This is a genomic window from Demequina gelatinilytica (assembly GCF_000971115.1).
GTDB classification, from domain to species: Bacteria; Actinomycetota; Actinomycetes; order Actinomycetales; family Demequinaceae; genus Demequina; species Demequina gelatinilytica.
The window spans coordinates 118,741-141,955 of sequence record NZ_BBLV01000009.1 but is presented as its reverse complement, the minus strand read 5'-3'; the positions used below and the strand labels follow the sequence as shown (position 1 = coordinate 141,955).

Annotated in this window: 22 protein-coding genes; 11 read left to right on the top strand and 11 right to left on the bottom strand. The window is 70.6% G+C overall.

Annotation, left to right across the window (positions count from 1 at the left end):
* Positions 1-148: 148 nt before the first annotated feature.
* Complete coding sequence (locus AOM00_RS09435; RefSeq protein WP_062517558.1) at positions 149-1,237, top strand: hypothetical protein; 1,089 nt, start codon at positions 149-151, stop codon at positions 1,235-1,237.
* Here the strand turns inward: AOM00_RS09435 and AOM00_RS09430 are convergent.
* Positions 1,234-1,905 carry an SDR family oxidoreductase gene (locus AOM00_RS09430; RefSeq protein ID WP_062517557.1) on the bottom strand — a complete coding sequence of 224 codons (672 nt, stop codon included), beginning with the start codon at positions 1,903-1,905 and terminating at the stop codon, positions 1,234-1,236. The two genes, AOM00_RS09435 and AOM00_RS09430, sit on opposite strands and share 4 nt — an antisense overlap.
* Before the next feature lie 112 nt (positions 1,906-2,017).
* Here AOM00_RS09430 and AOM00_RS09425 point away from each other — a divergent pair, with 112 nt between their 5' ends.
* Entirely contained in the window at positions 2,018-3,307 is a 1,290-nt protein-coding gene (locus tag AOM00_RS09425; protein ID WP_062517556.1) for an MFS transporter, read from the top strand.
* Between the two features lie 37 nt (positions 3,308-3,344).
* On the opposite strand, the gene AOM00_RS09420 is transcribed toward AOM00_RS09425, so the two are convergent.
* Complete coding sequence (locus AOM00_RS09420) at positions 3,345-3,875, bottom strand: Lrp/AsnC family transcriptional regulator (RefSeq protein ID WP_062517555.1); 531 nt, start codon at positions 3,873-3,875, stop codon at positions 3,345-3,347.
* A 159-nt stretch (positions 3,876-4,034) separates the two neighbouring features.
* Between AOM00_RS09420 and ald the strand changes: the two genes are divergently transcribed.
* A complete protein-coding gene (ald, locus tag AOM00_RS09415) occupies positions 4,035-5,129 on the top strand; it encodes an alanine dehydrogenase (protein WP_062517554.1) in 1,095 nt (364 codons plus the stop codon).
* A 77-nt stretch (positions 5,130-5,206) separates the two neighbouring features.
* On the opposite strand, the gene AOM00_RS09410 is transcribed toward ald, so the two are convergent.
* Complete coding sequence (locus AOM00_RS09410) at positions 5,207-6,667, bottom strand: CCA tRNA nucleotidyltransferase (protein WP_062517553.1); 1,461 nt, start codon at positions 6,665-6,667, stop codon at positions 5,207-5,209.
* A 113-nt stretch (positions 6,668-6,780) separates the two neighbouring features.
* On the opposite strand from AOM00_RS09410, the gene AOM00_RS09405 reads away from it, so the two are divergent.
* The 7 genes from AOM00_RS09405 (at position 6,781) to AOM00_RS09375 (ending at position 16,194) form a co-directional block, all read left to right on the top strand.
* Positions 6,781-7,326, top strand: coding sequence for an NUDIX hydrolase (locus AOM00_RS09405; protein WP_082096859.1), 546 nt, complete (start codon positions 6,781-6,783; stop codon positions 7,324-7,326).
* Entirely contained in the window at positions 7,323-9,299 is a 1,977-nt protein-coding gene (locus AOM00_RS09400; protein WP_062517552.1) for a DUF6049 family protein, read from the top strand. The genes AOM00_RS09405 and AOM00_RS09400 overlap by 4 nt, the downstream gene beginning before the upstream one ends.
* A gap of 1 nt (position 9,300) precedes the next feature.
* The gene (murJ, locus tag AOM00_RS09395; protein WP_062517551.1) at positions 9,301-11,007 is read left to right on the top strand and encodes a murein biosynthesis integral membrane protein MurJ; all 1,707 of its coding nucleotides are present in this window, start codon (positions 9,301-9,303) and stop codon (positions 11,005-11,007) included.
* Between the two features lie 30 nt (positions 11,008-11,037).
* A complete protein-coding gene (locus tag AOM00_RS15810) occupies positions 11,038-12,426 on the top strand; it encodes a protein kinase family protein (RefSeq protein ID WP_062517550.1) in 1,389 nt (462 codons plus the stop codon).
* A 110-nt stretch (positions 12,427-12,536) separates the two neighbouring features.
* Positions 12,537-13,868: a thioredoxin-disulfide reductase gene (trxB, locus tag AOM00_RS15805; protein ID WP_062517549.1), complete on the top strand. Its 1,332-nt coding sequence runs from the start codon at positions 12,537-12,539 to the stop codon at positions 13,866-13,868.
* 65 nt (positions 13,869-13,933) lie between these two features.
* Positions 13,934-15,244 carry an aminotransferase-like domain-containing protein gene (locus AOM00_RS09380; protein WP_062517548.1) on the top strand — a complete coding sequence of 437 codons (1,311 nt, stop codon included), beginning with the start codon at positions 13,934-13,936 and terminating at the stop codon, positions 15,242-15,244.
* Positions 15,245-15,258: 14 nt separating this feature from the next.
* The gene (locus AOM00_RS09375) at positions 15,259-16,194 is read left to right on the top strand and encodes a D-alanine--D-alanine ligase family protein (protein ID WP_062517547.1); all 936 of its coding nucleotides are present in this window, start codon (positions 15,259-15,261) and stop codon (positions 16,192-16,194) included.
* A 69-nt stretch (positions 16,195-16,263) separates the two neighbouring features.
* On the opposite strand, the gene AOM00_RS09370 is transcribed toward AOM00_RS09375, so the two are convergent.
* From AOM00_RS09370 to rpmH, 8 genes are all read right to left on the bottom strand, one after another.
* A complete protein-coding gene (locus AOM00_RS09370; RefSeq protein ID WP_062517546.1) occupies positions 16,264-17,268 on the bottom strand; it encodes a ParB/RepB/Spo0J family partition protein in 1,005 nt (334 codons plus the stop codon).
* On the bottom strand, positions 17,265-18,113 hold the full coding sequence (locus AOM00_RS09365) for a ParA family protein (RefSeq protein ID WP_062517577.1): 849 nt from the start codon (positions 18,111-18,113) through the stop codon (positions 17,265-17,267). Before AOM00_RS09365 ends, AOM00_RS09370 begins: the two co-directional genes overlap by 4 nt.
* Positions 18,114-18,545: 432 nt before the next feature.
* Positions 18,546-19,187 (bottom strand): 16S rRNA (guanine(527)-N(7))-methyltransferase RsmG, encoded by a 642-nt coding sequence (rsmG, locus tag AOM00_RS09360; RefSeq protein WP_062517545.1) that lies wholly within the window; start codon positions 19,185-19,187, stop codon positions 18,546-18,548.
* A 19-nt stretch (positions 19,188-19,206) separates the two neighbouring features.
* Positions 19,207-19,686, bottom strand: a complete 480-nt coding sequence (locus AOM00_RS09355) for a Jag family protein (protein ID WP_062517544.1) — start codon at positions 19,684-19,686, stop codon at positions 19,207-19,209.
* Complete coding sequence (yidC, locus tag AOM00_RS09350; RefSeq protein ID WP_082096856.1) at positions 19,683-20,711, bottom strand: membrane protein insertase YidC; 1,029 nt, start codon at positions 20,709-20,711, stop codon at positions 19,683-19,685. The genes AOM00_RS09355 and yidC overlap by 4 nt, the downstream gene beginning before the upstream one ends.
* Positions 20,712-20,719: 8 nt before the next feature.
* A complete protein-coding gene (gene yidD / locus AOM00_RS09345) occupies positions 20,720-21,016 on the bottom strand; it encodes a membrane protein insertion efficiency factor YidD (protein ID WP_062517543.1) in 297 nt (98 codons plus the stop codon).
* Positions 21,013-21,357 (bottom strand): ribonuclease P protein component, encoded by a 345-nt coding sequence (rnpA, locus tag AOM00_RS09340; protein WP_062517542.1) that lies wholly within the window; start codon positions 21,355-21,357, stop codon positions 21,013-21,015. Before rnpA ends, yidD begins: the two co-directional genes overlap by 4 nt.
* Before the next feature lie 2 nt (positions 21,358-21,359).
* Positions 21,360-21,497 carry a 50S ribosomal protein L34 gene (rpmH, locus tag AOM00_RS09335; protein ID WP_062305430.1) on the bottom strand — a complete coding sequence of 46 codons (138 nt, stop codon included), beginning with the start codon at positions 21,495-21,497 and terminating at the stop codon, positions 21,360-21,362.
* A gap of 258 nt (positions 21,498-21,755) precedes the next feature.
* Here rpmH and dnaA point away from each other — a divergent pair, with 258 nt between their 5' ends.
* A complete protein-coding gene (dnaA, locus tag AOM00_RS09330; RefSeq protein ID WP_082096868.1) occupies positions 21,756-23,126 on the top strand; it encodes a chromosomal replication initiator protein DnaA in 1,371 nt (456 codons plus the stop codon).
* Positions 23,127-23,215: the final 89 nt, after the last annotated feature.

Sequence of the window (23,215 nt, the reverse complement as noted above, 5' to 3'; positions counted from 1 at the left end):
ACAAGAAGAACGGCGGGCGCGGCTCGTCGTCGAACCCCAAGACCCCCGGCGGCGGCCCGGCGCCCAAGCCTTCCGGGCCCCGCAAGTAGCAGCACGGGAGGGGCCGTCGCACGGCGGCCCCTCCCGCATGCGCAGGAAGGAGAACCCCATGCCGGACGATGCTCTCGCGCCGTACCTCGACGCCGTCGAGCGTGCCCCCATCGCGCTCCGCGAGCTCGCGGTGGACGCGCTCGCCGACCATGCGTGCCGTCACACGGTCTACGTGCTCGAGGCGTTCGAGGCGCTCGTCGCCATGCTGCGCAAGCCTCGCCTCGACCCCGTCGCCACGTGCGCGGACGACATCGAGGCTGACCTCGCCGCACGCGATACCGCCGTTGCGCGCCTCCACGACCTCTACGTGCGGACACCGTCCGTCCTCTTCGGCGCGGGCCTGACGCTCGCGGACACGCACCTAGGACGCGAGGCAGCGTTCGTCGGCCTGCAGTTCGCGCACGCCCCCCTGGCACGCGCCACGGCTGTCGGGCGCATCGTCCTGCGCGACTGCCGCCTCGGCGGCGGCCCGCGGGTGGGCCAGGCGTCGAGAGGTGGGCCGCCGGTCCGACTGCTCGACGGTGGAATGACCTCGTCCGTCGAGGTCGAGCGCTGCACCTGGTCGGACCGCCTCGAGATCGCGGCGACTGCCGACAGCGTCGAGGTGTGGGGCTGCACCGCCGCGGACCTAGTGCTGGACGGGGTCCATGCCCGGCGGCTCGAGGTGGTGGCGAGCGATCTGGGGAGGGTGGCGATCGAGGGCGCGCGGGTCTCGGGCGCAGTCTCGCTCAGGGGGGTGTCCGCCCGCCGACGGATCCGTCTGGCCGACCTCGACGGCGCGCTCGACGTCGAGGTGGTCGACTCCACGTCGGACGAGCTCACCCTGAGCGGGTTGCGCATCACCGGGGAGGTGCACGTGGTCAGGGGCACGTTCGGCACCCTCGCGCTGCACGACACCGCGGTGAGCGGCCCCGTGGACCTCGGCGGCACCGTGGTGGACAGGACGCGATGGCGTCGACTCACGGCCGATGCGCTCACCGTCGAGGGTTTCGCGGCCGTCGGCGGGGGCTCCAGCTCCCCGTGGCGAGCGAGCGCGGTGCGGCTCGGCCTGCCCCCGCTCGGCGCTCTCCACGCCCGGAGCGCGATGCCGGACGCGCCCTTCCTCGGTCCGTACGGCCCGTGCCGTCCGGTGCGCGATGGCGACTAGGACGCGGTGAGCTCGTCGAGCACGGTCCCGATGGGATGCGGCCCGGTCACGATCTCCCACTGATGCCCGGCGGTCCGGGGCCGCGAGAGGCACGAGGCGATGGTCTGCGCGACGTCGATGCGCGGGATGGGTCCGGGGACCACCATCTCGCCGATGCTGATCGCCCCCGTCCCCACGGTGTCGGTGAGGATCCCTGGCCGCAGGATGGTCCATTGCAGCCCCGAGCGCCGCAGCTCGATATCGGCCTCGCGCTTGGCGTACACGTAGGCCGTCCAGACGTCGCCGCGCGCGGGGTCCGGATCCGCGTCGACGCCCATGGCCGAGACCTGCACGAACCGCTTGATGCCGCGCAGCTTCGCCGCCGCCTGCGCCTTGAGGGAGCCCTCGAGGTCGACGGTGCGCTTGCGGGACGCGTCGCCGTCCGGCCCGCCGCCCGCCGCGAACACCACTGCCTGGCATCCACCGAAGACCGCCGCGAAGTCCGGCTCGTCCGCGGCCTCGATGTCGAGGTGGCGCGCCGCCGCACCCATGGCGGCGAGCTCGCGCAGCTGGTCGTCGCCGCGCGCGAGCGCGACCACCTCATGATCCCGGTGAAGAAGGATGGGGATGAGGCGGCGGGCGACCTTGCCGGCCCCACCGACGATCGCCACGCGCGCCGGGATGCTCATACCTCCACCCTGGCCCGACGCTTGCAGCGCTGCAACCCGTATGGCCAGGGATTCCGGCGGATGCCGCGGCGCGAGCCCGAGCCCGTCGGCGCCTCCCCCTACGCTGGGTGCCGTGACCCTGGCCCGCGACCTCGCCCGGCTGTGGCGCGCGCGCGGCTTCCGCCGCCTCACGCTCGTGCGGCTGCTGTCGCAGGCCGGCGACGGCATGTTCCAGGTGGGGATCGCGACCGCCTTCTTCTTCGACCCGACCGAGGCGGCGACACCGGGTCAGATCGCGCTCGGCTTCGCGATCCTGCTGGCCCCCTTCACGCTGGTCGGACCCTTCGTGGGCCCGCTCATCGACCGGTGGCAGCGCCAGCGGATCCTCCTGGTCGGGAACCTGGTGCGCACCACGCTGGCGCTGACCATCGGCGCCGTGGTGCTCCTCGACGGGCCGACCTGGGTCGAGTACGGGCTCGCGCTGCTCACGCTGTCGGTCAACCGCTTCCTGCTCGCCTCGATGTCCGCGGGGCTCGCGAACGTGGTCCCGGCACGCGAGCTGCTGGCCGCGAACGCGATCATGCCCACGCTCGGCACCATCGCGGCGGCGGCGGGCGCCGCCGTCGGCGGCGTCGTGACCCTCGTGCTGCCCACCGCGACGGACTCGTCGCTCGCCCTCGCGGCGCTCGTGGGATCGGCCCTCGCGTTCTCCTCCTCCGCAGGGGCGACCACGCTGCTCGCGCGGCGCGCGCTCGGCCCCACCGACCCCCTCGCGGCGCTCCACCTCGCCGCCCAGCTGCGTGCGCTCGCCTCCGAGCTCGCCTCCGGGGTCCGCTACCTCCGACGGCGCGTGACCCCGCTGCACGCGCTGTCCGTCATGGCGGCGCAACGGCTCCTCTACGGGATGATGTTCGTCGCCTCGATCCTCATGTCCCGGCACGTGCTCGGCGATCCCGACCACCCGGAGCAGTCGATCGGCGAGTTCGCGACCGTGCTGGGCTTCGCCGCCGTCGGCTTCGGCATCGCCGCGGTGATCACCCCGTGGCTCGCGCCGCGGGTGGGGCCGCATCGGTGGATCGTGGGCGCGCTGGTGCTCGGCGCATGCGCGCACGTGCTCCTCGCCGCATCGTCCGCGCGATGGGCGCTCCTCTCCGCCGCCGTGATCGTCTCGGTCGCGGTGCAGGGTGCCAAGATCGCCGTCGACACCATCGTCCAGCGGGACACCGCTGACGACTTCCGCGGGCGCGCCTTCACCCTCTACGACGTGGCCTACAACGTCGCCTTCGTGTCGAGCGCGGCGGTGGCGGCCCTGCTGCTCCCCCCGACGGGCTACTCGAGCGCCGTCATGGCGGGCATCGGCGTCGCGTACCTCGTGGTCGCCGCGCTGTTCGCGCGCGCGCCGCGCGTGCCGTCCCCCGCGTGACGGGTGCCGCTGCCCCCGGACCCCCGCGGCATCGTCCCTAGCTGATGGTGTCGCGCATGGCGGCGAGGCCGCCCGCGCCCAGGTGCTCATGGCCGATGAGGTGGTCGAACACGATGTTCGTCTCCGTGGAGGCGACCGCGGGGTCCATGCTGAGCTCGCTGGCCACGAAGTCGCGCAGCTGCGCGGTCGAGGTGCACGCGACGTGGATGAGGAAGTCGATGGTGCCGCCGACGAAGAACACCGAGAGGACGTTCGGCAGCTGGATGACCTTCGCCGCGTAGCTCTTGATCTGGGGTCGCGCCTGCGCGCGGAGGCGGACCGAGACGATGCCCTGGACGTCGAGCCCGAGCGACTCGTAGTCGACCTCGATATGGGCGCTGCGGATCACCCCCGCCTCGCGGAGCGCCTTGACGCGCGTGTGGGTGGTGGAGGGCGCGACGTGGAGCCTGGCCGCGAGCGCGGCGTTGGGGATCCGCGCATCGCGCATGAGCTCCCAGAGGATCCGCTCGTCGAGGTCGTCGAGCCGAACACCCTTCGCCCGCAGGCCCTCTCGCACGCTCTGCTCCATCGATCCTTCTCCATTTCCACCGCAATCGGGGACTTGGTTCACGATTGCTTGATCCTGGTGAACTTCCTCCAACAATTGTAGGAGTCGGGCGAAGAAAGTCCGGCACCAGCGTGAGTCGGACGAAGGAGCGGCACCCTCGGGCGCCAGGGAGGAGCGGCGATGCGCATCGGCATCCCGGCAGAGATCAAGGACAACGAGCGCCGCGTGGGCGCGACCCCGGCGGGCGTGCACGAGCTCGTCGCGGCGGGCCACACCGTGGTGGTGCAGGCCGGCGCCGGGAACGGCTCGGGCTTCTCCGACGAGTCCTACGCGCTCGCCGGTGCGGTGCTCGGCACCGTCGAGGAGGCCTGGGCCTGCGAGATGGTGATCAAGGTCAAGGAGCCGATCGCGTCCGAGTACGGCTACCTCCGTGACGGGCTGCTGCTCTTCACGTACCTGCACCTCGCCGCGGACGAGGCCCTCACGCGCGCCCTGGTCTCCTCGGGCACGACGGCCATCGCCTACGAGACGGTCGCGCTCGCCGACGGCTCGCTCCCCCTGCTCGCGCCCATGAGCGAGGTCGCGGGCCGCATGGCCACCATGGTCGGCGCCTTCGCGCTCCAGTCCTCGCAGGGCGGGCGCGGCGTGCTGCTGGGCGGCGTGCCGGGCGTCCGGCCCGCGAAGGTCACGGTGCTGGGCGCCGGGATGTCCGGCCAGAACGCCATCGCGCAGGCGGTGGGGATGGGCGCGGACGTGACGGTGCTCGACCTCTCGATCGCGCGTCTGCGTCAGCTCGACGCGCTCTACGCGGGCCGCGTGAAGACGGTGGTGTCGTCGTCCTACGAGGTCGAGCGCGCCTGCCTCGAGGCGGACCTGGTGATCGGCGCCGTGCTGGTCGCGGGCGACCGCGCCCCCAAGCTGCTGTCCCGCGACCTGGTGTCGCGCATGAAGCCCGGCTCCGTGCTGGTCGACATCGCGATCGACCAGGGCGGCTGCTTCGAGGACTCGCGCCCCACCACGCACGCGGCCCCCACGTACACGGTCGAGGGCTCGACCTTCTACTGCGTCGCGAACATGCCCGGCGCGGTGGGCAACACCTCGACCCTGGCCCTCACCAACGCGACGCTGCCCTACGCGCTGCGCCTCGCGAACGACGGCTGGGAGGTCGCCACGGCCAAGGACCCGGCTCTCGCCCGCGGCCTCGCGACGGTGGGCGGGAGCATCGTCCACGGGCCGGTGGCGGCGATCTTCCCGCAGCTGCCTGCGGCGGTGTGACCCGGGCGGTCGGGACGGGACGCCGTCCCGACCGCCTCGTATCCGGCCGACGCCCCCTGCGGGTCGGGACACCCGCCTCAGGCCTGGCGGGCCTCCCACCAGGCCTTGAGCTCCGCCTCCGCACGCTCCTCGCCCAGCGGGCCGTGCTCCATGCGCAGCTCGAGCAGATGCTTGTAGGCGGCACCGACCTCACGGCCGGGCGCGATGCCCAGGATCGCCATGATCTGCGTGCCGTCGAGGTCCGGACGGATCGCGTCGACCTCCTCCTGCTCGCGCAGCTCCGCGATGCGGTGCTCGAGGTCGTCGTAGGCGAAGGACAGGCGGTCCGCCTTGCGCCTGTTGCGCGTGGTGACGTCGGCGCGCGTCAGACGATGCAGGCGCTCGAGCTCCGCGCCGGCGTCCACCACGTACCGGCGCACCGCCGAGTCCGACCAGCGCGCATCCGTGTAGCCGTGGAAGCGCAGGTGGAGGAACACCAGGTGCTCGACCGCCTTGATGGTGTCCTTGTCGAAGCGGAGCGCCTTGAGCCGCTTGGCCGCCATCTTCGCGCCGACCACCTCGTGGTGGTGGAAGGAGACACCGCCCCCGGGCTCGAGCCGCTTGGTCGGCGGCTTGCCGATGTCATGGAGCAGCGAGGCGAGGCGCAGCACCAGGTCGGGGCCGGGCACGGCACCGTCCGGGCCGGTCTCGAGCTCGATCGCCTGCTCGACCACGGTGAGGGTGTGCTCGTACACGTCCTTGTGGTGGTGATGCTCGTCCACCTCGAGCTTGAGCGCCGGGAGCTCGGGAAGCACATGCGCCGCGAGGCCGGAGTCGACGAGCGCGGCAAGACCCTCGCGCACGGACGCGCCCAGGAGCAGCTTGACCAGCTCGTCCCGCACGCGCTCGGCGGACACGATCTCGATGCGCGACGCCATCGCGGACATGGCCGCGAACGTCGCGGGCTCGATCTCGAAGCCCAGCTGCGACGCGAAGCGCGCGGCTCGCATCATCCGCAGAGGATCGTCGCCGAAGGACACCTCGGGTGCGATCGGCGTGCGCAGCAGCCCGCCCGCGAGGTCGGACAGCCCGTCGAAGGGGTCGACGAACTCGAGCGACGGCAGGCGCACCGCCATCGCGTTGACGGTGAAGTCGCGACGCGCGAGGTCCCCGGCGAGCGAGTCCCCGAAGGCCACCACGGGCTTGCGCGACTCGCCGTCGTACTCGTCGGCGCGGTACGTGGTGATCTCGACCACCAGGTCCCCGCGACGGCCGCCGATGGTCCCGAACTCGCGGCCCATGTCCCAGGTCGCGCCGGTCCAGCGCTTGAGCAGCCGCTCGATCTCTTCGGGGTGCGCGGAGGTGGTGAAGTCGAGGTCGGCGCTCGAGCGCCCCAGGAACGCGTCGCGCACGGGCCCGCCCACGAGCGCGAGCTCGTGACCCGCGGCGGAGAAGGACTCCGCGAGACGCGTGATCTCGGGTGGCAGCGCGGCCCACAGCCCGGCGGCGCGCTGGCGCAGCACGTCGAGCGTGGGGAGGTCGGTGGAGGCGGGAGTCACCGCACCAGTGTCCCAGACGGAGGGTCCCGCACCGCGGCCGGGCGGCCGCCGCGACCGCCGCGCCCCCGGTCCCGCCTCCCTTCGCGCCCCCGCGGGGTCGTTAGAGTTGGGCCATGCCCACGCCCCCCGTCCCGCGTCCCGGCCCCGTGCCGATGCCCCCGCAGGGCGCCGGCGTCCGGCCTCGGCGCGAAGGGGTGGCGCATCGTGCGCCTCACCTTCCCGTGAGCAACGAGACGTCCGCGGGCGGGATCGCGGTGCGCGTCGAGGAGGGCATCGCGTACGCCGCGTGCATCGGCCGACGCAACCGTGCGGGCCGCCTCGAGTGGTGCCTCCCGAAGGGTCACATCGAGGAGGGCGAGACCCCCGAGATCGCGGCGGTCCGCGAGGTCGCCGAGGAGACGGGGATCACCGCGGAGATCATCCAGCCGCTCGGCATCATCGACTACTGGTTCACGGGCGACGACCGCCGCGTGCACAAGGTGGTGCACCACTACCTCCTCGAGGCCAAGGGCGGCATCATCACCACAGAGAACGACCCGGACCACGAGGCCGAGGTCGCCCGCTGGATCGCGGTGGCGGACCTCACCCGCGAGCTCGCCTACCCCAACGAGCGGAAGATGGCGCAGGCGGCCGCGCGCCTGCTCGCGATCGCGCCGTGATCCGGGGGACGATGCGCGGCGCCCCGCGCGCGGCGCGGCGGGCGCTTGCGGGCGCCGGGGTGCTGGCGACGCTCGCGATCGGGCTGCCCGCGACGGCCGCGCCCACCGACACGGAGGAGCCGCAGCTCGACGGCGATGTGCTGTCGGCGCCCGCTCCCGTGGTGGAGCCGGGCGACTCGCTGAACGCGACCGTATCCGTCACCAACCCCTCGACCACCGCCGTCGACGGCGCCCGCGTGATCCTTCAGGTCACGCGCAAGCCGATCGAGAGCCGCGAGGGGCTCGCGGAGTTCCTCGCCGGCGGCTCCGCGCGCATGGTCAGCGTGGGCGGCACGGATGTCGGGGTCACCATGACCAGCCCGGTGGCCACCCCGCTGCCGACCCCCGGGTCCGACGCGGACGACGAGCCCGAGGAGCCCGACACCTTCACGCGGCTGGAGGCGGGGACGTCGTCCACCGTCACCGTCACGTCCGTCGACCGCCGCCTGCCCTTCGAGGAGGACTCGTGGGGCGTGCACGGGATCCGCGTGGTGCTGCGGGCCGACGGCGAGAGCACCACGCTCATGACCGGCGCCGTGACGTGGGACGACGCCGACATCCCTGAGCTCTCCCTCGCGACGCTCGCGACGGCCACCGGCACGCCCGACCGCGTGGACGCCGTCGCGGACGCGGCTGCGCTCGAGGGCGTGACGCTCGCGGTCGACGGCACGGCCTGGTCGGCGCTCGACGGCGGCTACGTCGAGATCGACGAGGACTCGACGCTGCGGCTGCCCGCACAGGACCCCGACCTCGTGTCGCTCGCCCACGCCGAGAGCACCGAGGTCCTCGACTACTCGCTGGGCCTCGGCGCCGAGGCGGGCACCGGCGAGCTTGCAGGCCTCCCGTGGCTGGGCATGGTGGGGAGCCTGGACAAGACCATCGTCCGCTACGCGGCCGAGAACGGCGCGCGCACCCTTCTGGTCGTGCCGGACGCGGACGATGCCGCGGACGCCCGTCCCGTCGCGGCGACGCGCGTCGCTGGTGCCGGCGAGTGGAAGCTGACCCTGCTCCAGCCCGACCCGCTGTTGTCGGAGCTCGCGCTGGCCGACTCGTCCCTCACCCCCGGAGCCGCCGGGATGGCGACCGCGGCCGCAGCGCTCACCGCCTCCCAGCACGACGGCCCCGTCCTGGTGTGGACGGGCGACGACTGGAGCCCCACGGCCACGACCGCGACCACCGCGCTCTCGGCGCTCCTGAGCGCGTCCTTCGTGTCCCCGGTAAGCGTGCAGGACGTGCTGGCCGAGCCGGCGGAGCGCGGCGCGAGGCTCGAGGAGCTGCTCGGCGAGGAGGACGACCTGGGCCGCCCCGCGATCACGGGGATCGCGACGCGTCTCGACCGTCTCGCGGACCTGGGCGTGGTCGCGGAGGACCCGGAGGACATCACGGGGCCCGGGGGGGCGGCGCTGCTCGCCCCGCTCGCCCGGACGGTGCGGGGGGACACGCTCGCCCGCGAGCTGCTGCTGACCGACGCGCAGACCACCGTCGATGCCACCCTCGGCGCGTTGCACGTGGCGGCGGGCTCCGACATCAACTTCATCGCGGACCAGGGAGCGCTGCCTGTCACGGTGGTGAACGACCTCGACGTCGAGGCGACCGTGGTCGTCGACATGACCTCCTTCTCCGCCAACCTGCAGATCCGGGACTCGCCCACCGTGACCGTGCCGGCGCATTCGAGCACCACGGTGCCCGTCGAGGTGTCGGCGGTGTCCTCCACGAACGTCCAGGCGCGCACCGTGCTGCGCAACACCGACGGCCGCAGCATCGCGTCGCCGGTGAGCATGTCGGTGCGCGTGCGGGCCGATTGGGGCACCGCGGTGACGGCCGTCTTCACGGTGGGCCTCATCGCGATGCTCGTGCTGGGCGTGATCCGTACGGTGCGGCGCGGCCGCAAGGACACGCGCACCGATCAGACCGGACCTGAGGAGCAAGCCTGACATGACCGAGGAGGACTCGCTCGCCCCCGGCTCGGAGGAGGCCCGCAAGCCTGCGTCGCTGGGTCGCAACACCCTGGTGATGGCCTCGGGCACGTTCGTGTCGCGCGCGCTGGGCTTCGCCCGCAACGCCATGCTGGCGGCGGCGATCGGCGTCAACACCGTGGCGGGCAACTCCTACGACGTCGCGAACAAGATCCCGAACGCGCTCTACGCGATCGTCGCGGCCGGCGTGCTCAACGCGGTGCTGGTGCCGCAGATCGTGCGCGCGTTCCGACGGCCCGACGGCAAGCGCACCGTGGATCGGCTCGTGACCCTCGGCGTGTTCGGATCGCTCGGACTCACGGTGCTGCTGACCCTCGCGGCACCCGTGTTCGTGCAGCTCTACACGCAGGACTGGAGCGCGGATCAGCGCGGGCTCGCGATCGGCTTCGCCTACTGGGTGATCCCCCAGCTGTTCTTCTACAGCGTCTACACGATCCTCGGCCAGGTGCTCAACGCGCGCGAGCAGTTCGGCCCGTACATGTGGGCCCCGGTGCTCAACAACATCGTGTCGATCGCCGGCCTGGCGATCTACCTGGCGGTCTACGGCGGCTACCTGGCGGACGACGCTTTCGTCGCCGGTGAGCGCCTCGGGGGCTGGGGACCCGCGCAGATCTCGCTGCTGGCCGGCACCGCCACGCTGGGCATCGCCGCTCAGGCGCTGATCCTCATCTGGCCGTTGCGGCGCGGCGGGTACCGCTGGCGCGCCGTGTGGAGCGGCCCGAAGGGCGAGCTCCGAGGCGTGACGTCCGTCGCGGGATGGGCGCTCGGCGCGATCCTGCTCGATCAGGTGGGCGTGCTCGTCGCGACGCGCATCGCCTCATCCGCGAACGTGGGGGTCGACGGCGCGATCGACCTCTCGATCGCGGGCAACGCGGCGTACTTCAACGCCCTCATGCTGTACCTGGTCCCGCATTCGCTCGTGACCGTGTCGCTGGTCACCGCTCTCGGCACACCCATGGCGCGCTTCGCCGCGGCGAAGGACACGACCGCGCTGCGCGAGACCACGGTGCGCGGCCTGCGCATCGTCACCGTGTTCTCGCTGTGGTCCACCGCCGTGCTGTTCGCGCTCGCCCCTGCCATCGTGCGCGTCTCGCTGCCGGTGCAGCCCAACGACGAGGTCATGTCCGTCGCGTACGTGCTCATGGCCCTCTCGCTCGGCGCGGTTCCGCTCGCGCTGCTGCTCGTGTTCAAGCGGGTGTTCTTCGCGCTCGAGGACGGGCGCGCGGTGTTCTACATCCAGATCCCCGTGACCATCGCATGGCTGGTGGGCATGGTGCTCGCCCAGGATGCGCTGCCTCGCGAGTGGTGGACCGCAGGGGTCGCCCTCACGCTCAGCCTGTCGAACGTGGTCGGGGTGGTGCTGCGCGCGGCCGGCGTACGCAAGCGCCTCGGCGGCCTCGACGGCCGGCGGACCGTCCCGGTGCTCCTGCGCGCCGCTCTCGCCGCCGCCGTCACCGGTGTCGTGGGATGGTCGCTGCTGAGGTTCATCCCTGAGCCGGACCTCGACGACAAGATGAACGCCCTGCTGGTCGCCTTCGGCGCGCTGGCGGTGCTGATCCCGCTCATGGGCGCGGTCTACTTCCTGCTGCTGCGCGTGCTCCGGGTGCCCGAGGCCGGCGACGTCTTCGGTCCGATCCTCCGCCGTCTGCGCCGCACCGTACGATAGTCGCGAACAGAGCACGGGGGTACAGAACAGGTGAGATCGGGCACGGTCCTGGGTGCGCGGTTCACCCTGCTCGAGCAGATCGACCATGACATCCCCGGCGTGAGCCGCTTCCTCGCGCAGGACTCGCGCCTGGGTCGACGCACCGTGGTCGATGTGGTGCCGCGCGAGTGCGCGGCCCAGGTCCGCAGCGACGCCACCCGTGCCTCGCGCCTTCGCGACCCCCGCCTCGCGCGCATCATCGCCACGGGCCAGGAGGACACGGAGCAGGGTCCCGTCACCTACGTCGCGATCGAGCACGTGCCCGGCGCGGTGCTCGCCGACGTCCTCGCGACGCATCGCATCGACCCGCGTCGCGCCCTCGCGATCGCCGCCGGCACCGCGCGTGCGCTCGCCGTCGCGCGGGCGCACGGCATGTCCCACGGCTTCGTCAGGCCGAGCTGCATCACCGTCTCCCCGCGCGGACGCGTCGTGGTCGCCGGCCTCGGCGTGGATGGCGAGACCGCGGCCGCGGCCGGCCTCATCGCCGTCCCGGCCGAGGAGGCCGATGCACGGGCGCTCGTGGCGCTGCTCGTGCGTGCGCTCACCGGCGTCGATCTCGCCGAGGCGACCGCGGACGACCTCCCGGACGGCCTTCCCGACCAGGCCCGATCGCTCGTGCTCGCGTCGCTGCGGGGCACGGGGCCCACGACCGTCGCGCAGGTGGTCGCGGCGCTCGTGGCGGCGGACTCGCGTGCGCTCGTCGACTTCGCGGCGACGGTGGACGAGCTGCCGCTGACGCCGCGCCTCGAGCAGGAGGCTTCCGAGCGCGCGCTGCGCAAGGCGCAGGAGGAGGCACGGCGCGAGTCGGAGGCGCGCGCCGCCGCCCGTGCGCTCGTCAGCCACGACACGCTCGCCTCGGCCCAGCGCAACGCCGACGCGGCGCTCGCCGAGGAGCGGTCGGAGCCCGGCCTTCACGCCTCCGTCCTCGCGATGCTCGCCGAGCCCGCGGTGCAGGAGCCCCTGGCGACCTCCGAGCCCGAGGGTGTCACCGAGTCCATCCCTGCGGTCGACCGGCCCGCCGATCGCCATGAGGCCGCATTCGACACGCTCGAGATCATGGTCGCGGACCAGAACCGCGTCCGGGATCCCGGGACATGGGAGCTGGTCCTCGCCTCGCTGCACCGGAGGTTCCCCGGCTCCGCGCCCCTCGCACGCAGCCACCGGCGCGCGCAGGAGCGCGCGATCCACGGAGGCCCTCTCAACGGCACACGCGTGGTGCTCGCCGTCGCCATCGTCGGTGTCGCCTTCGCCGTCATGCTGGCGCTCGGGTGGCTCGACTCGCCCCTCGATCCCGACATCGTGATCGAGCAGGACCCGTCGTCCATCCCCAACCCCGGCGTGACGGCGTCGCTCGATCCCGCGCCGGACCCATCCGGCTGATCACCGGCGGCGAACGCCGCTGGGAACGGGAACATCGTCCCCGTACCATCTGTTCTGGAAACGCCGTCCCCGCCGTGCCCGGCGGGTCATCCCAACCTCAAGGAACCATCGTGAGCGAGACCCGCAACCTCATCATCGTCGGATCCGGTCCTGCCGGGTACACCGCTGCCATCTACGCCGCGCGTGCGGGCTTCGCGCCGCTGGTGGTGGCCGGGTCGATCACCGCGGGCGGCGCGCTGATGAACACCACCGAGGTGGAGAACTTCCCCGGCTTCGTGGAGGGCGTGCAGGGTCCGGAGCTCATGGAGACCCTGCAGGCGCAGGCCGAGCGGTTCGGTGCCGAGGTGCTGTTCGACGATGCCACGTCGCTGGACCTCGAGGGCCCGGTCAAGACCGTGGTCACGGGCATGTCCGGCACGTACACCGCGAAGGCCGTGATCCTCGCGACCGGCTCCGCCTACCGTGAGCTCGGTCTGGACGATGAGAAGCGGCTGTCGGGCAAGGGTGTGTCGTGGTGCGCGACGTGCGACGGGTTCTTCTTCCGCGACCAGACGGTCGTGGTGGTCGGCGGCGGCGACTCCGCCGTCGAGGAGGCCACGTTCCTCACGCGCTTCGCGTCCAAGGTCTACCTGGTGCACCGCCGTGACGAGCTCCGCGCGTCCAAGATCATGGCCGACCGCGCCAAGGCGGACCCGAAGATCGAGTTCGTGTGGAACTCCGAGGTGATCGGGCTCGACGGCGACGCGAAGCTCGAGGGTGTGCGCGTACGCAACCGCGTCTCGGGCGAGGAGTCGACGCTGGCCGCCACGGGCCTGTTCGTCGCGATCGGGCACGAGCCCCGCTCCGAGCTGGTCAAGGGCGTGGTCGACACCGACGCCGAGGGCTACGTGCTGGTGTCGGGCCGCACCACCGCGACCAACGTCGACGGCGTCTTCGCGTGCGGCGACCTGGTCGACAACCGCTACCGCCAGGCCATCACGGCTGCGGGCTCGGGCTGCGCCGCCGCCCTCGACGCCCAGCACCACCTCGACTCCCTCGCGGATGCCGAGCCTGCCCCGGCGGAGGCCGCGGAGGCGGCGCCCGCCCCGGTCGCGGAGCTCCCGACCGCGCCGGTGAACGCGACCGTCGACAGCTTCCCCGCCGAGGTTCTCCAGTCCTCGGTCCCCGTGGTCGTCGACTTCTGGGCCACCTGGTGCGGGCCGTGCCGAGCCGTCGCGCCGCTCCTGGACGAGCTCGCCGAGGAGTATGCGGGCCGCCTCAAGGTGGTCAAGGTCGACACCGACGCCAATCCCGACCTCGCGATGGCCTACGGGGTCACCTCCATCCCCACCATGAGCTTCTTCAAGGATGGCCAGGTGGTGAAGTCCGTGGTGGGCGCCCGCCCCAAGCCCGCGCTGGTCCAGCTGTTCGACGAGGTCATCGGGGCTCCCGTCGCCCCCTGACGCTCGCGCGGCCGGGGTCCACGAGGCTGCCCTCTGGACCTCGGCTCACGTGCCAGACTTGGCCCATGAGCGACGGCACTCCCACTCCTCGCGAAGGAACGCGCCTCGACCCCTGGTACGGGTCCTATGCGCAGCGTGCGCACCAGATGCGCGCCTCGGAGATCCGAGCTCTCTTCGCCGTCGCGAGCCGACCCGAGGTGGTCTCGCTCGCAGGCGGCATGCCGTTCATCGGCGGGTTGCCCCTCGAGGAGCTCGGGGAGATGAGCCGCCGGCTCATCGTCGAGCAGGGCGAGGTCGCGCTCCAGTACGGCTCCGGCCAGGGTGATCCTGCCCTCCGCGAGAAGATCCTCGACGTCATGGCGCTCGAGGGCATCTCTGCGCATCCGGACGATGTGGTGGTCACCACGGGCTCGCAGCAGGCTCTCGACCTGGTCACCAAGATCTTCATCGATCCCGGCGACGTGATCGTGGCGGAGGCACCGTCCTACGTGGGGGCGCTCGGCGTCTTCCGCGCCCATGAGGCCGAGGTGGTCCACGTCCCGATGGACGCGCAGGGGCTCATCCCCGAGGCGCTCGAGGCCACGCTCACGCGGCTCGCCTCCGCGGGCAAGCGGGTGAAGTTCCTCTACACGGTGCCGAACTTCCACAACCCCGGAGGCGTGACGCTGTCGCTCGAGAGGCGTCCCCGCGTGCTCGAGATCTGCCAGCGCCACGGCGTGCTGGTGCTCGAGGACAACCCCTACGGACTGCTGGGCTTCGATCAGGAGCCGCTGCCCGCCATGCGCTCCATGAGCCCCGAAGGGGTCATCTACCTGGGGTCTTTCTCCAAGACCTTCGCTCCTGGCTACCGCGTGGGATGGGCCGTCGCACCCCATGCCGTACGCGAGAAGCTGGTGCTCGCGTCGGAGGCCGCGATCCTGTCCCCGTCCAATGCCTCGCAGATGGCGATCGCGACCTACCTCGACCACTTCGACTGGCAGGGTCAGATCAAGAAGTTCCGCGAGCAGTACCGCGAGCGTCGGGACGCCATGATCTCCTCGCTCAGCGAGCACATCCCCGAGGCCTCGTGGAACGTGCCCGACGGCGGCTTCTACGTCTGGGTCAAGCTCCCCGACGGGTTGGATGCCAAGTCGATGCTGCCTCGCGCCATCACCGCGCGCGTCGCGTACGTCTCCGGCAGCGCGTTCTACATCGATGGCTCCGGCACGGATCATCTGCGCCTGTCCTACTGCTTCCCCACCCCGGACCGGATCCGGGAGGGGGTGCGGCGGCTCGCCACCGTGGTCGACGCGGAGCTCGAGACCGTCCGCATCTTCGGCACGGCCGGCGGCGGAGGCGGAGACACCGTCGACTTCCCCTCACCCGACCTCTTCTGACTGAAGGGACCTTCATGCATGCCCTGATCCTCGCCGGCGGCCTCTCCCATGAGCGCGACGTGTCCATCCGTTCCGGACGGCGCGTGCACGACGCCCTTCGGGGCACCGTCGACAAGGTCTCGCTCGTGGACGTCGACACCGAGCTCATCCCGACGCTCCGTCACGGCGATGTGGATGTGGTCTGGCCCCTGGTCCACGGTGCCACCGGCGAGGACGGGTCACTCCAGGCGCTCCTCGAGCTGGTCGGCCTCCCCTTCGTCGGGACCGGCTCGCACTCGGCACGCGTCGCTTGGAACAAGGCCGTCTCCAAGGCGGTGATGCTGCGCAACGGCGTCGCGACCCCGGACTACGTCACGCTCCCCCAGTCGCTCTTCCGCGAGGTCGGAGCGGAGCAGGTGCTCGACACGGTGGTGGCCCGGTTCGGCCTTCCCGTGGTGGTGAAGCCGGTGCGCGGCGGGTCGGCGTTGGGCGTGTCGATCGTGCACGACCGCGAGGATCTCGCCAGGGCGATGGTCCACTGCTTCGCGTATGGCGACACCGCGCTGGTCGAGCGCTTCGTCGAGGGGACCGAGCTGGCCATGAGCGTGATCGGTACCGGTGAGTCCGCCCGCGTGCTGCCGGCGGTCGAGACCGTCACCGATGGCGCATACGACTACGACGCGCGGTACAACCCCGGCAGGGTCGAGTACTTCGCGCCCGCCCGTCTCTCCCAGGCTCAGGCAGAGGCCGCCGCCGCCACCGCATTGCTGGTGCATCGCTCGATGGACCTGCGCGACCTCTCTCGCATCGATCTCATCCTCGATTCGGAGGGCCTCCCCCAGGTGATCGATATCAATATCGCCCCTGGTATGACCGAGACTTCGCTGTTCCCGCAGGCGGCGGAGGCGGCAGGCCTCGATCTGGGTGCCGTGTACCGCGAGGTTGTCGAGACGGCGGCCGCGCGAGCCTGAACCCGCTGCACCTGCACGAAGGCCCCGGTCCGCCATGGACCGGGGCCTTCGTGCTCGTCGGTACGGGTGCTACTGCTGCGCGAGCACTCCCGGGTCCTGCGGATCGATGAGCGCCACGATCCGGTTGAGATCGTCGACCGTGGCGAAGTCGATGGTGATCGAACCCTTGGCCCGGCCCAGCTTGATCTTCACTCGGGTGTCGAAGCGGTCGCCCAGGCGTCCGCCGAGCTCGTCGAGAGCCTCCGTGCGTCCCCCTGCACGCGTGGAGCCGCGTCGCTGCTTGGGCGTGTCCACGCCGAGCGCGACCGCCTCCTCGGTGGCGCGGACCGACAGCCCCTCCGCCACGATGCGGTTCGCCAGGTGCTCCATCGCCTCGGGCGAGTCGAGACCCAGCAGCGCACGCGCGTGTCCCGCGCTGAGCACGCCGGCGGCGACCCGCCGCTGCACGGTCGCGGGCAGCCTCAACAGGCGCAAGGTGTTGGAGATCTGCGGACGCGAACGCGCGATGCGTGCGGCCAGCTCCTCATGCGTGATCCCGAAGTCCTCGAGCAGCTGCTGATAGGCGGCTGCCTCCTCCAACGGGTTGAGCTGGCTCCGGTGAAGGTTCTCCACGAGCGCGTCGCGGAGCATGTCCGTGTCATCCGTCGAGCGGATGATCGCGGGGATCTCGGTGAGCCCCGCCTCCTTGGTGGCGCGCAGGCGCCGCTCACCCATGATGAGCTCGTAGCCCTCCCCCGCGGGGTTGGGCCGGACCACGATGGGCTGCAGGACACCGATCTCCTTGATCGACGCCACGAGCTCGGCGAGCGCGTCCTCATCGAAGACCGAACGCGGCTGACGGGGGTTCGGGACTACGGAGCCCGGGTCGATGTGCGCGAACGACGCACCCGGCACCGGGACAAGCTCCCCATCCTCCGACACCTGCGTGATGGTCGGGATGGTCGCGGTCGACGTGTCCGAGAAGAACACGTCACGTGGACGTTCCCGCGTCTCGACGCCGGCGCCCTCCGACTCGGGCTCCGTAGGGATCAGCGCACCGAGCCCCCTGCCAAGCCCACGCTTCGCCTTGCTCACCTGTTCTCCGATCCTGCGGCGCCCCGCACCGCGATGTCACGAGCGATCGCCGTGTAGGCGACCGCACCCGAGGAATGAGGGTCATGCGTGATGACGGTCTGTGCGAATCCTGGCGCCTCCGACACGCGCACAGAGCGCGGAACCGTCTGCTCGAGCGTCTGCGACGGGAAGTGCGATCTCACCTCGTTCGCAACCTCGCGCGCGAGGTTGGTGCGGCCGTCGTACATCGTCAGCACGATGGTAGAGACGTGGATGCCCTGATTGAGGTGCTTGCGCACCATCTCGACGGTCTTCATGAGCTGCGTCAGCCCTTCGAGCGCGTAGTACTCGCACTGGATGGGGATGAGCACCTCGGTGGCCACGACCATCGCGTTGAGCGTGAGCAGACCGAGGCTCGGGGGGCAGTCGATGAAGACGTAGTCCAGGTCCTTCCCCGGACCTGAGAGCAGCTCGTTGAGAGCGTCGTGGAGACGGAACTCGCGACGCACCACGGACACGAGCTCGATGTCGGCGCCCGCGAGGTCGATCGTCGCGGGCACGCACCAGAGCGTGTCGATGTCAGGGCACCTCTGCGCGACCTTGGCCATGGGGGTCTCATCAAGGAGGACGTCGTAGATCGACGGTGTACCCGAGCGGTGGTCCACACCGAGCGCTGTCGACGCGTTCCCCTGCGGATCCGCGTCGATCACCAGCACGTTGGCGCCCCGCTTGGCCAATGCGGCCGCCACGTTGACCGACGTGGTGGTCTTCCCCACGCCGCCCTTCTGATTCGAGACGGCGATGACACGGGTGCGCGGCGGCTTGGGGAAGTCGGCGTTCTCGAGAGCACGGCGTTGCCGCTCCATCGCCATCATCTCCGTCGCCAAAGGGCTGCCGGCATCCTCGGCAAGACGGTCGAACGGATCGTGTGTTTCACGTGAAACAGCGGTGGTGGCGCCTCGCCGAGGCTCATCCGACACGATCGAGTCATGTGTCTTGTCGCTGGACACCCAGTTCCCTTCCTCAAGCCGATCTTCACGCCGGACCTCGTTGTCATCGTTTCACGTGAAACAAGGCGCGGTCCCTCTTCCGAAGGACCTTGTCCCGGCGCGTCACGATGGCGCCAGAGTCTCCGACTCTACCCCAGCGGCAGGTGCCGCTCGCAAGCCCTCATCACTGTGACAAGCGTGCTCCAGAGGTCTGACAGCGAGCTCACGATCCTGTGGAGAACTGCCTCCGAAGTGGCCGATTCCCGTACGGATCGCTGTGCATATCGTTGTGGAGACGCTCTGTGGAGATCACGCCCGGGTGAGCACCACCACGGTGGTGGCCTCCACGCCGGGAACCGTTCCGGCACGGTGCACCTCGCCCACGAACCTCTGCTTGCGGAGCGTGTACTTGGCACGCTCGAGCTCATCCGCCGCGCTCCGTCCCTTGAGGAGCACCATGCGTCCATCGGGCACAAGCAGCGGGCTGCACCACTTCACCAGCTTGTCGATCGCGGCCACCGCGCGCGCGGTCACCACCTCGACCTCCACGGATTCGGTGACCTCCTCCGCACGACCGCGGACCACCGACACGTTCTCGATGCCGCATGCGCGCGCAGCCTCGAACAGCCACTGCGTCCGTCGCTCCATCGGCTCCACGAGCACGTAGTCCCGATCGGGATCCATCGCCGCCAGCACCAGGCCCGGGAGCCCGGCGCCCGAGCCCACGTCCGCGACCCGGCCCTCTCCGATGAACGGCATGAGAGCCGCCGAGTTGAGGATGTGACGCTCCCATAGCCGCGTGACCTCGCGCGGACCGATGAGACCACGGTCCACACCCTGCTCCGCCAGCATCTCCGCGAAGGCAAGGACGCGCGGGTACACGTCGCCGAAGTACTCGCGTACCGCGTCGCTACCGTGCAGCGGGTCGTCCCGCAGGCTCTGCTCCGTCATCACTGTTTCACGTGAAACGTCAGGCGGGGAGCACCACGACGTAACGCTGGGGGTCCTCCCCCTCCGACTCGGAGGACAGGCCCGCCTCGAGCACCACGTCGTGGACGACCTTGCGCTCGAACGCGTTCATCGCCGGAAGAGCGACGCGCGCACCGGACTCGCGCACCTGCGCGACAGCCTCGCGTGCCTGCTCGGCGAGACGCTCACGACGGCCCGCGCGGAAGTCCGCGATGTCGAGCATGAGCCGGCTGACCTCGCCGGTCTCGGACTGGACGGCGAGACGGGTGAGGTCCTGAAGCGCCTCGAGCACCTCGCCGTCGGGACCGACCAGCCGCTTGAGGTCCTGGCTCGGACCATCGGCGACGATCGCCACCTTCGCGCGACCGGCCTCCACCGAGATGTCGATGTCGCCGTCCATGTCGAGGATGTCGAGCAGCTCCTCGAGGAAGTCCGCTGCGACGTCGCCCTCGGCGTCGAGCTTCTTGATGTTGTCGGTCATGACGGGTCCTTGTCATCGCTGGCGGGAAGGTCATCGGCGGCGGGAAGCTGCTGAGGCTTGGCTCCGCCACGGTTCTTACGCTTGGGCTGCTGGCGCTGGCCGGACCGCTTGGGGCCGGACTCGTCGACGGCCTCCGCCTCGATCACGGCGGTGCTCGCGTCGGTCCCACCGTGTGCCGCCTTCTTGGCGGCCTTGGCGGCCATGCGCTCCTGGTACGCACGGTAGGCGTCCGATCCCGGAGTCGGGTTGTTGCGGATCACGTACCACTGCTGCCCGAACGTCCACACGTTGGTGGTGGTCCAGTAGATGAGGACACCCACCGGGAAGTTGGGGCCGGAGATGACGAAGATGAACGGCAGCACGTACATGAGGATCTTCTGCTGCTGAGCCATCGGGCCCTCGAGCGCCGAGGCCGGCAGGTTCCTGCGCGTGAGCTGATGCTGCGTGAGGAAGGTGGTGGCGACCATCGCGACGATCAGCACGGCCGAGAGGATCTTGCCCTCGACGCTGGCACCCCGCAGGAAGGTCTCCGAGAGCTGCGCGCCGAACAGCGTCGCGCTCTGCGCCTGCTCCATGAGGGTGTCGGACAGCATTCCGATGCCCTGGGTGGGAGCACCTGGCGTGGCGTTGCCCTCGAGGCCGTTGAGCACGCGGAACAGCGCGAAGAAGATCGGTGCCTGGATCAGCATCGGCAGGCACGACGCGAACGGGTTCGTCTTGTGCTTGGAGTACAGCTCCATGGTCTCGCGGCTCATGGCCTCGCGAGACGCCTGGTCCTTCTTGCCCTTGTACTTGTCCTGGATCTTCTTGAGATCAGGCGCGATCACCTGCATCGCGCGGGACGCGTTGATCTGCTTGACGAACAGCGGGATCAGCGCGGCACGGATGGTGATCACGAGGCCGACGATCGACAGGGCCCAGGTGATGCCGGCGGCGGGATCGAGGCCGATGGCCGACCAGATCCAGTGCCAGATCACCATCACATTGGCGACGACCCACTCGAGCGGGAAGAGCAGAGTGTCCACAGTTGTCCTTAGATCGGGCGTGCTGGGGTCGGGTCCGGGAGCATCGCGGCATTATTGCGCGTGATCCGGAAGAGTCGTTCGCCCTTGGCCGGCACGTCGTCGACACCGCCGTTGCTCCAAGGGTTGCATCGCAGCAGGCGCCAGCCGGCGAGGCCGGTGCCGACGAAGGCTCCATGGACCTGGATCGCCTCGATCGCGAAGTGCGAGCATGTCGGGTGGTACTTGCAGCGCGGGCCCGTCAGCGGCGAGATCGTCAGCTGATAGCCGCGGATCGCCCCCGTCAACGCCTTGCCCGCGATGCTCATCGTCCTACCTTCGACATCGCGTGCCGCAAGGCACCGTCGACATCTCCCTCGAGCGTCGCGAACGACGCGTCGGCGGCAGGCGGCAGGGCTCGGAGGACCACCGAGGTGCCCTCGGGAAGAGCCGAGAGACGCGACTGCATGACCGCGCGAAGGCGTCGCTTGACGCGATTGCGGGTCACCGCACCTCCTACGGCCTTAGAAACAGCGAAACCGGCCATGCGTCGAGCATCGCCGGTCAGCGCCACGTGCACCACGACGGTGCGCCGGCCGCTGCGGATCCCCGATCGCATCGCGGAGCGGAACTCCGCGGACGATCGCAGTCGCGCGTCGGCCGGCAGCAACCTTAGGCCGAGAGCTTGCCGCGGCCCTTGCGGCGACGCGTCGCCAGGATCGCGCGACCGGCACGCGTGCGCATGCGCAGACGGAAGCCGTGCGTCTTAGCGCGCTTGCGGTTGTTCGGCTGGAAAGTCCGCTTGCTCACGGGTAACTCCAAGTTTCAGGGCATGGTCAAATCAGCGCACTTACGTTACGCGTTATCCACGGCGAGGGTCAAATCGCGGCGCGCCCTTGGGACCCGCCACCCGAACAGGATAGGCTCCACCATCACGGCCACGCACCATGTGAGCGACACGCGAACACGCGGTAACGCACAGGTGACGGGCCATGCACCGACTGTGAGCAAACCTGTGGAAACACCTTGGGGGTGACGCCAGTGGCGGCAGAGCCTGCCCCTGAATCGATCGACGCCATCTGGCGCGGAGCACTGGACTTCCTCTCCGAGGACGGTTCGCTCGGCGGTCAGGCGCGATCCTTCCTTCGACTCGTGAAGCCCCTGGCAGTGGTCGAGGACAACGTGTTCCTCGCCGTCGCCGAGGACTTCACCAAGAACTACGTCGAGACCACGCTGCGCGGTCCGGTCACCGAGGCTCTGAGCGAGGTGCTCGGCCGCGACGTCCGCATCGCTGTCACGGTCGACTCGTCTGTCACGCCTCCCGAGCCCGCAGCCGGCGACGCCTCGGGCGACGAGGCTCCGCGGCCACCGGTCAGGCGGCCCGAGCCACCGGCTCCGCTCGTGGTCGAGGACCCGCACCTCAACCCCCGGTACACCTTCGACACCTTCGTCATCGGCCCGTCCAACCGCTTCGCGCACGCCGCCGCCCTCGCCGTCGCCGAGTCCCCCGGCAAGACATACAACCCGCTCTTCATCTACGGAGGCTCGGGGCTGGGCAAGACCCACCTGCTCCACGCGATCGGCCACTACACCCGTCACCTCAAGCCGCAGACCCGGGTGAGGTACGTGAACTCCGAGGAGTTCACCAACGACTTCATCAACTCGATCCGTGACGATCGCTCGCTCAGCTTCAAGCGCACGTACCGCGAGGTCGACGTCCTCCTCATCGACGACATCCAGTTCCTTCAGGGCAAGGAGCAGACGCTCGAGGAGTTCTTCCACACCTTCAACGCGCTGCACAACGCCGGCAAGCATGTGGTCATCACCTCGGATGTCAGCCCTCGCTACCTGGACGGCATCGAGGAGCGCATGCGCACCCGCTTCGAGTGGGGTCTCATGACGGACGTCCAGCCGCCGGACCTCGAGACCCGCGTCGCGATCCTCCGGAAGAAGGCCGCGGCCGATGCGGTCCAGGCGCCTTCCGACGTCCTCGAGTACATCGCGTCGAACATCACGAGCAACATCCGCGAGCTCGAGGGCGCGCTCATCCGCGTCACCGCGTTCGCTGCGCTCAACCGCCAGCCGGTGGACCTCTCCCTCGCCCAGGTGGTGCTCAAGGACCTCATCTCCGATGACGACTCCGAGATCACGGCGGCCTCGATCATCGGCAAGACCGCGGAGTACTTCGGCATCTCGATCGAGGAGCTCACAGGCACCAGCCGCTCCAGGGTGTTCGTCACCGCACGTCAGATCGCCATGTACCTCTGCCGCCAGCTCACCGACCTGTCGCTCCCGAAGATCGGCGAGCACTTCGGCGGCAAGGACCACACCACGGTCATGTACGCGGTCAAGAAGGTCGAGGACCAGATCGCGCAGCGCCGCCAGATGTACAACCAGGTCAACGAGATCCACGCCCGCATCAAGCAGTCCCGCGCGTAGCCGCACCTGCCCCGCCCTCGATCGTTCCTGAGCAACGTTTCGGGGGCTTCGGCGCGCCCGCGCACCTCCACCGCCCCGGAAGCCCCCGA

Excerpts from the sequence above, each read along its gene's own strand:
- AOM00_RS09420 (WP_062517555.1), bottom strand. The coding sequence starts at position 3,875 with ATGGAGCAGAGCGTGCGAGAGGGCCTGCGGGCGAAGGGTGTTCGGCTC.
- rsmG (WP_062517545.1), bottom strand. The coding sequence starts at position 19,187 with ATGACGGAGCAGAGCCTGCGGGACGACCCGCTGCACGGTAGCGACGCG.
- AOM00_RS09435 (WP_062517558.1), top strand. The coding sequence starts at position 149 with ATGCCGGACGATGCTCTCGCGCCGTACCTCGACGCCGTCGAGCGTGCC.
- murJ (WP_062517551.1), top strand. The coding sequence starts at position 9,301 with ATGACCGAGGAGGACTCGCTCGCCCCCGGCTCGGAGGAGGCCCGCAAG.
- AOM00_RS09380 (WP_062517548.1), top strand. The coding sequence starts at position 13,934 with ATGAGCGACGGCACTCCCACTCCTCGCGAAGGAACGCGCCTCGACCCC.
- AOM00_RS09430 (WP_062517557.1), bottom strand. The coding sequence starts at position 1,905 with ATGAGCATCCCGGCGCGCGTGGCGATCGTCGGTGGGGCCGGCAAGGTC.
- ald (WP_062517554.1), top strand. The coding sequence starts at position 4,035 with ATGCGCATCGGCATCCCGGCAGAGATCAAGGACAACGAGCGCCGCGTG.
- AOM00_RS09375 (WP_062517547.1), top strand. The coding sequence starts at position 15,259 with ATGCATGCCCTGATCCTCGCCGGCGGCCTCTCCCATGAGCGCGACGTG.
- yidD (WP_062517543.1), bottom strand. The coding sequence starts at position 21,016 with ATGAGCATCGCGGGCAAGGCGTTGACGGGGGCGATCCGCGGCTATCAG.
- AOM00_RS09365 (WP_062517577.1), bottom strand. The coding sequence starts at position 18,113 with ATGGAGCGGCAACGCCGTGCTCTCGAGAACGCCGACTTCCCCAAGCCG.
- AOM00_RS09355 (WP_062517544.1), bottom strand. The coding sequence starts at position 19,686 with ATGACCGACAACATCAAGAAGCTCGACGCCGAGGGCGACGTCGCAGCG.
- AOM00_RS09405 (WP_082096859.1), top strand. The coding sequence starts at position 6,781 with ATGCCCACGCCCCCCGTCCCGCGTCCCGGCCCCGTGCCGATGCCCCCG.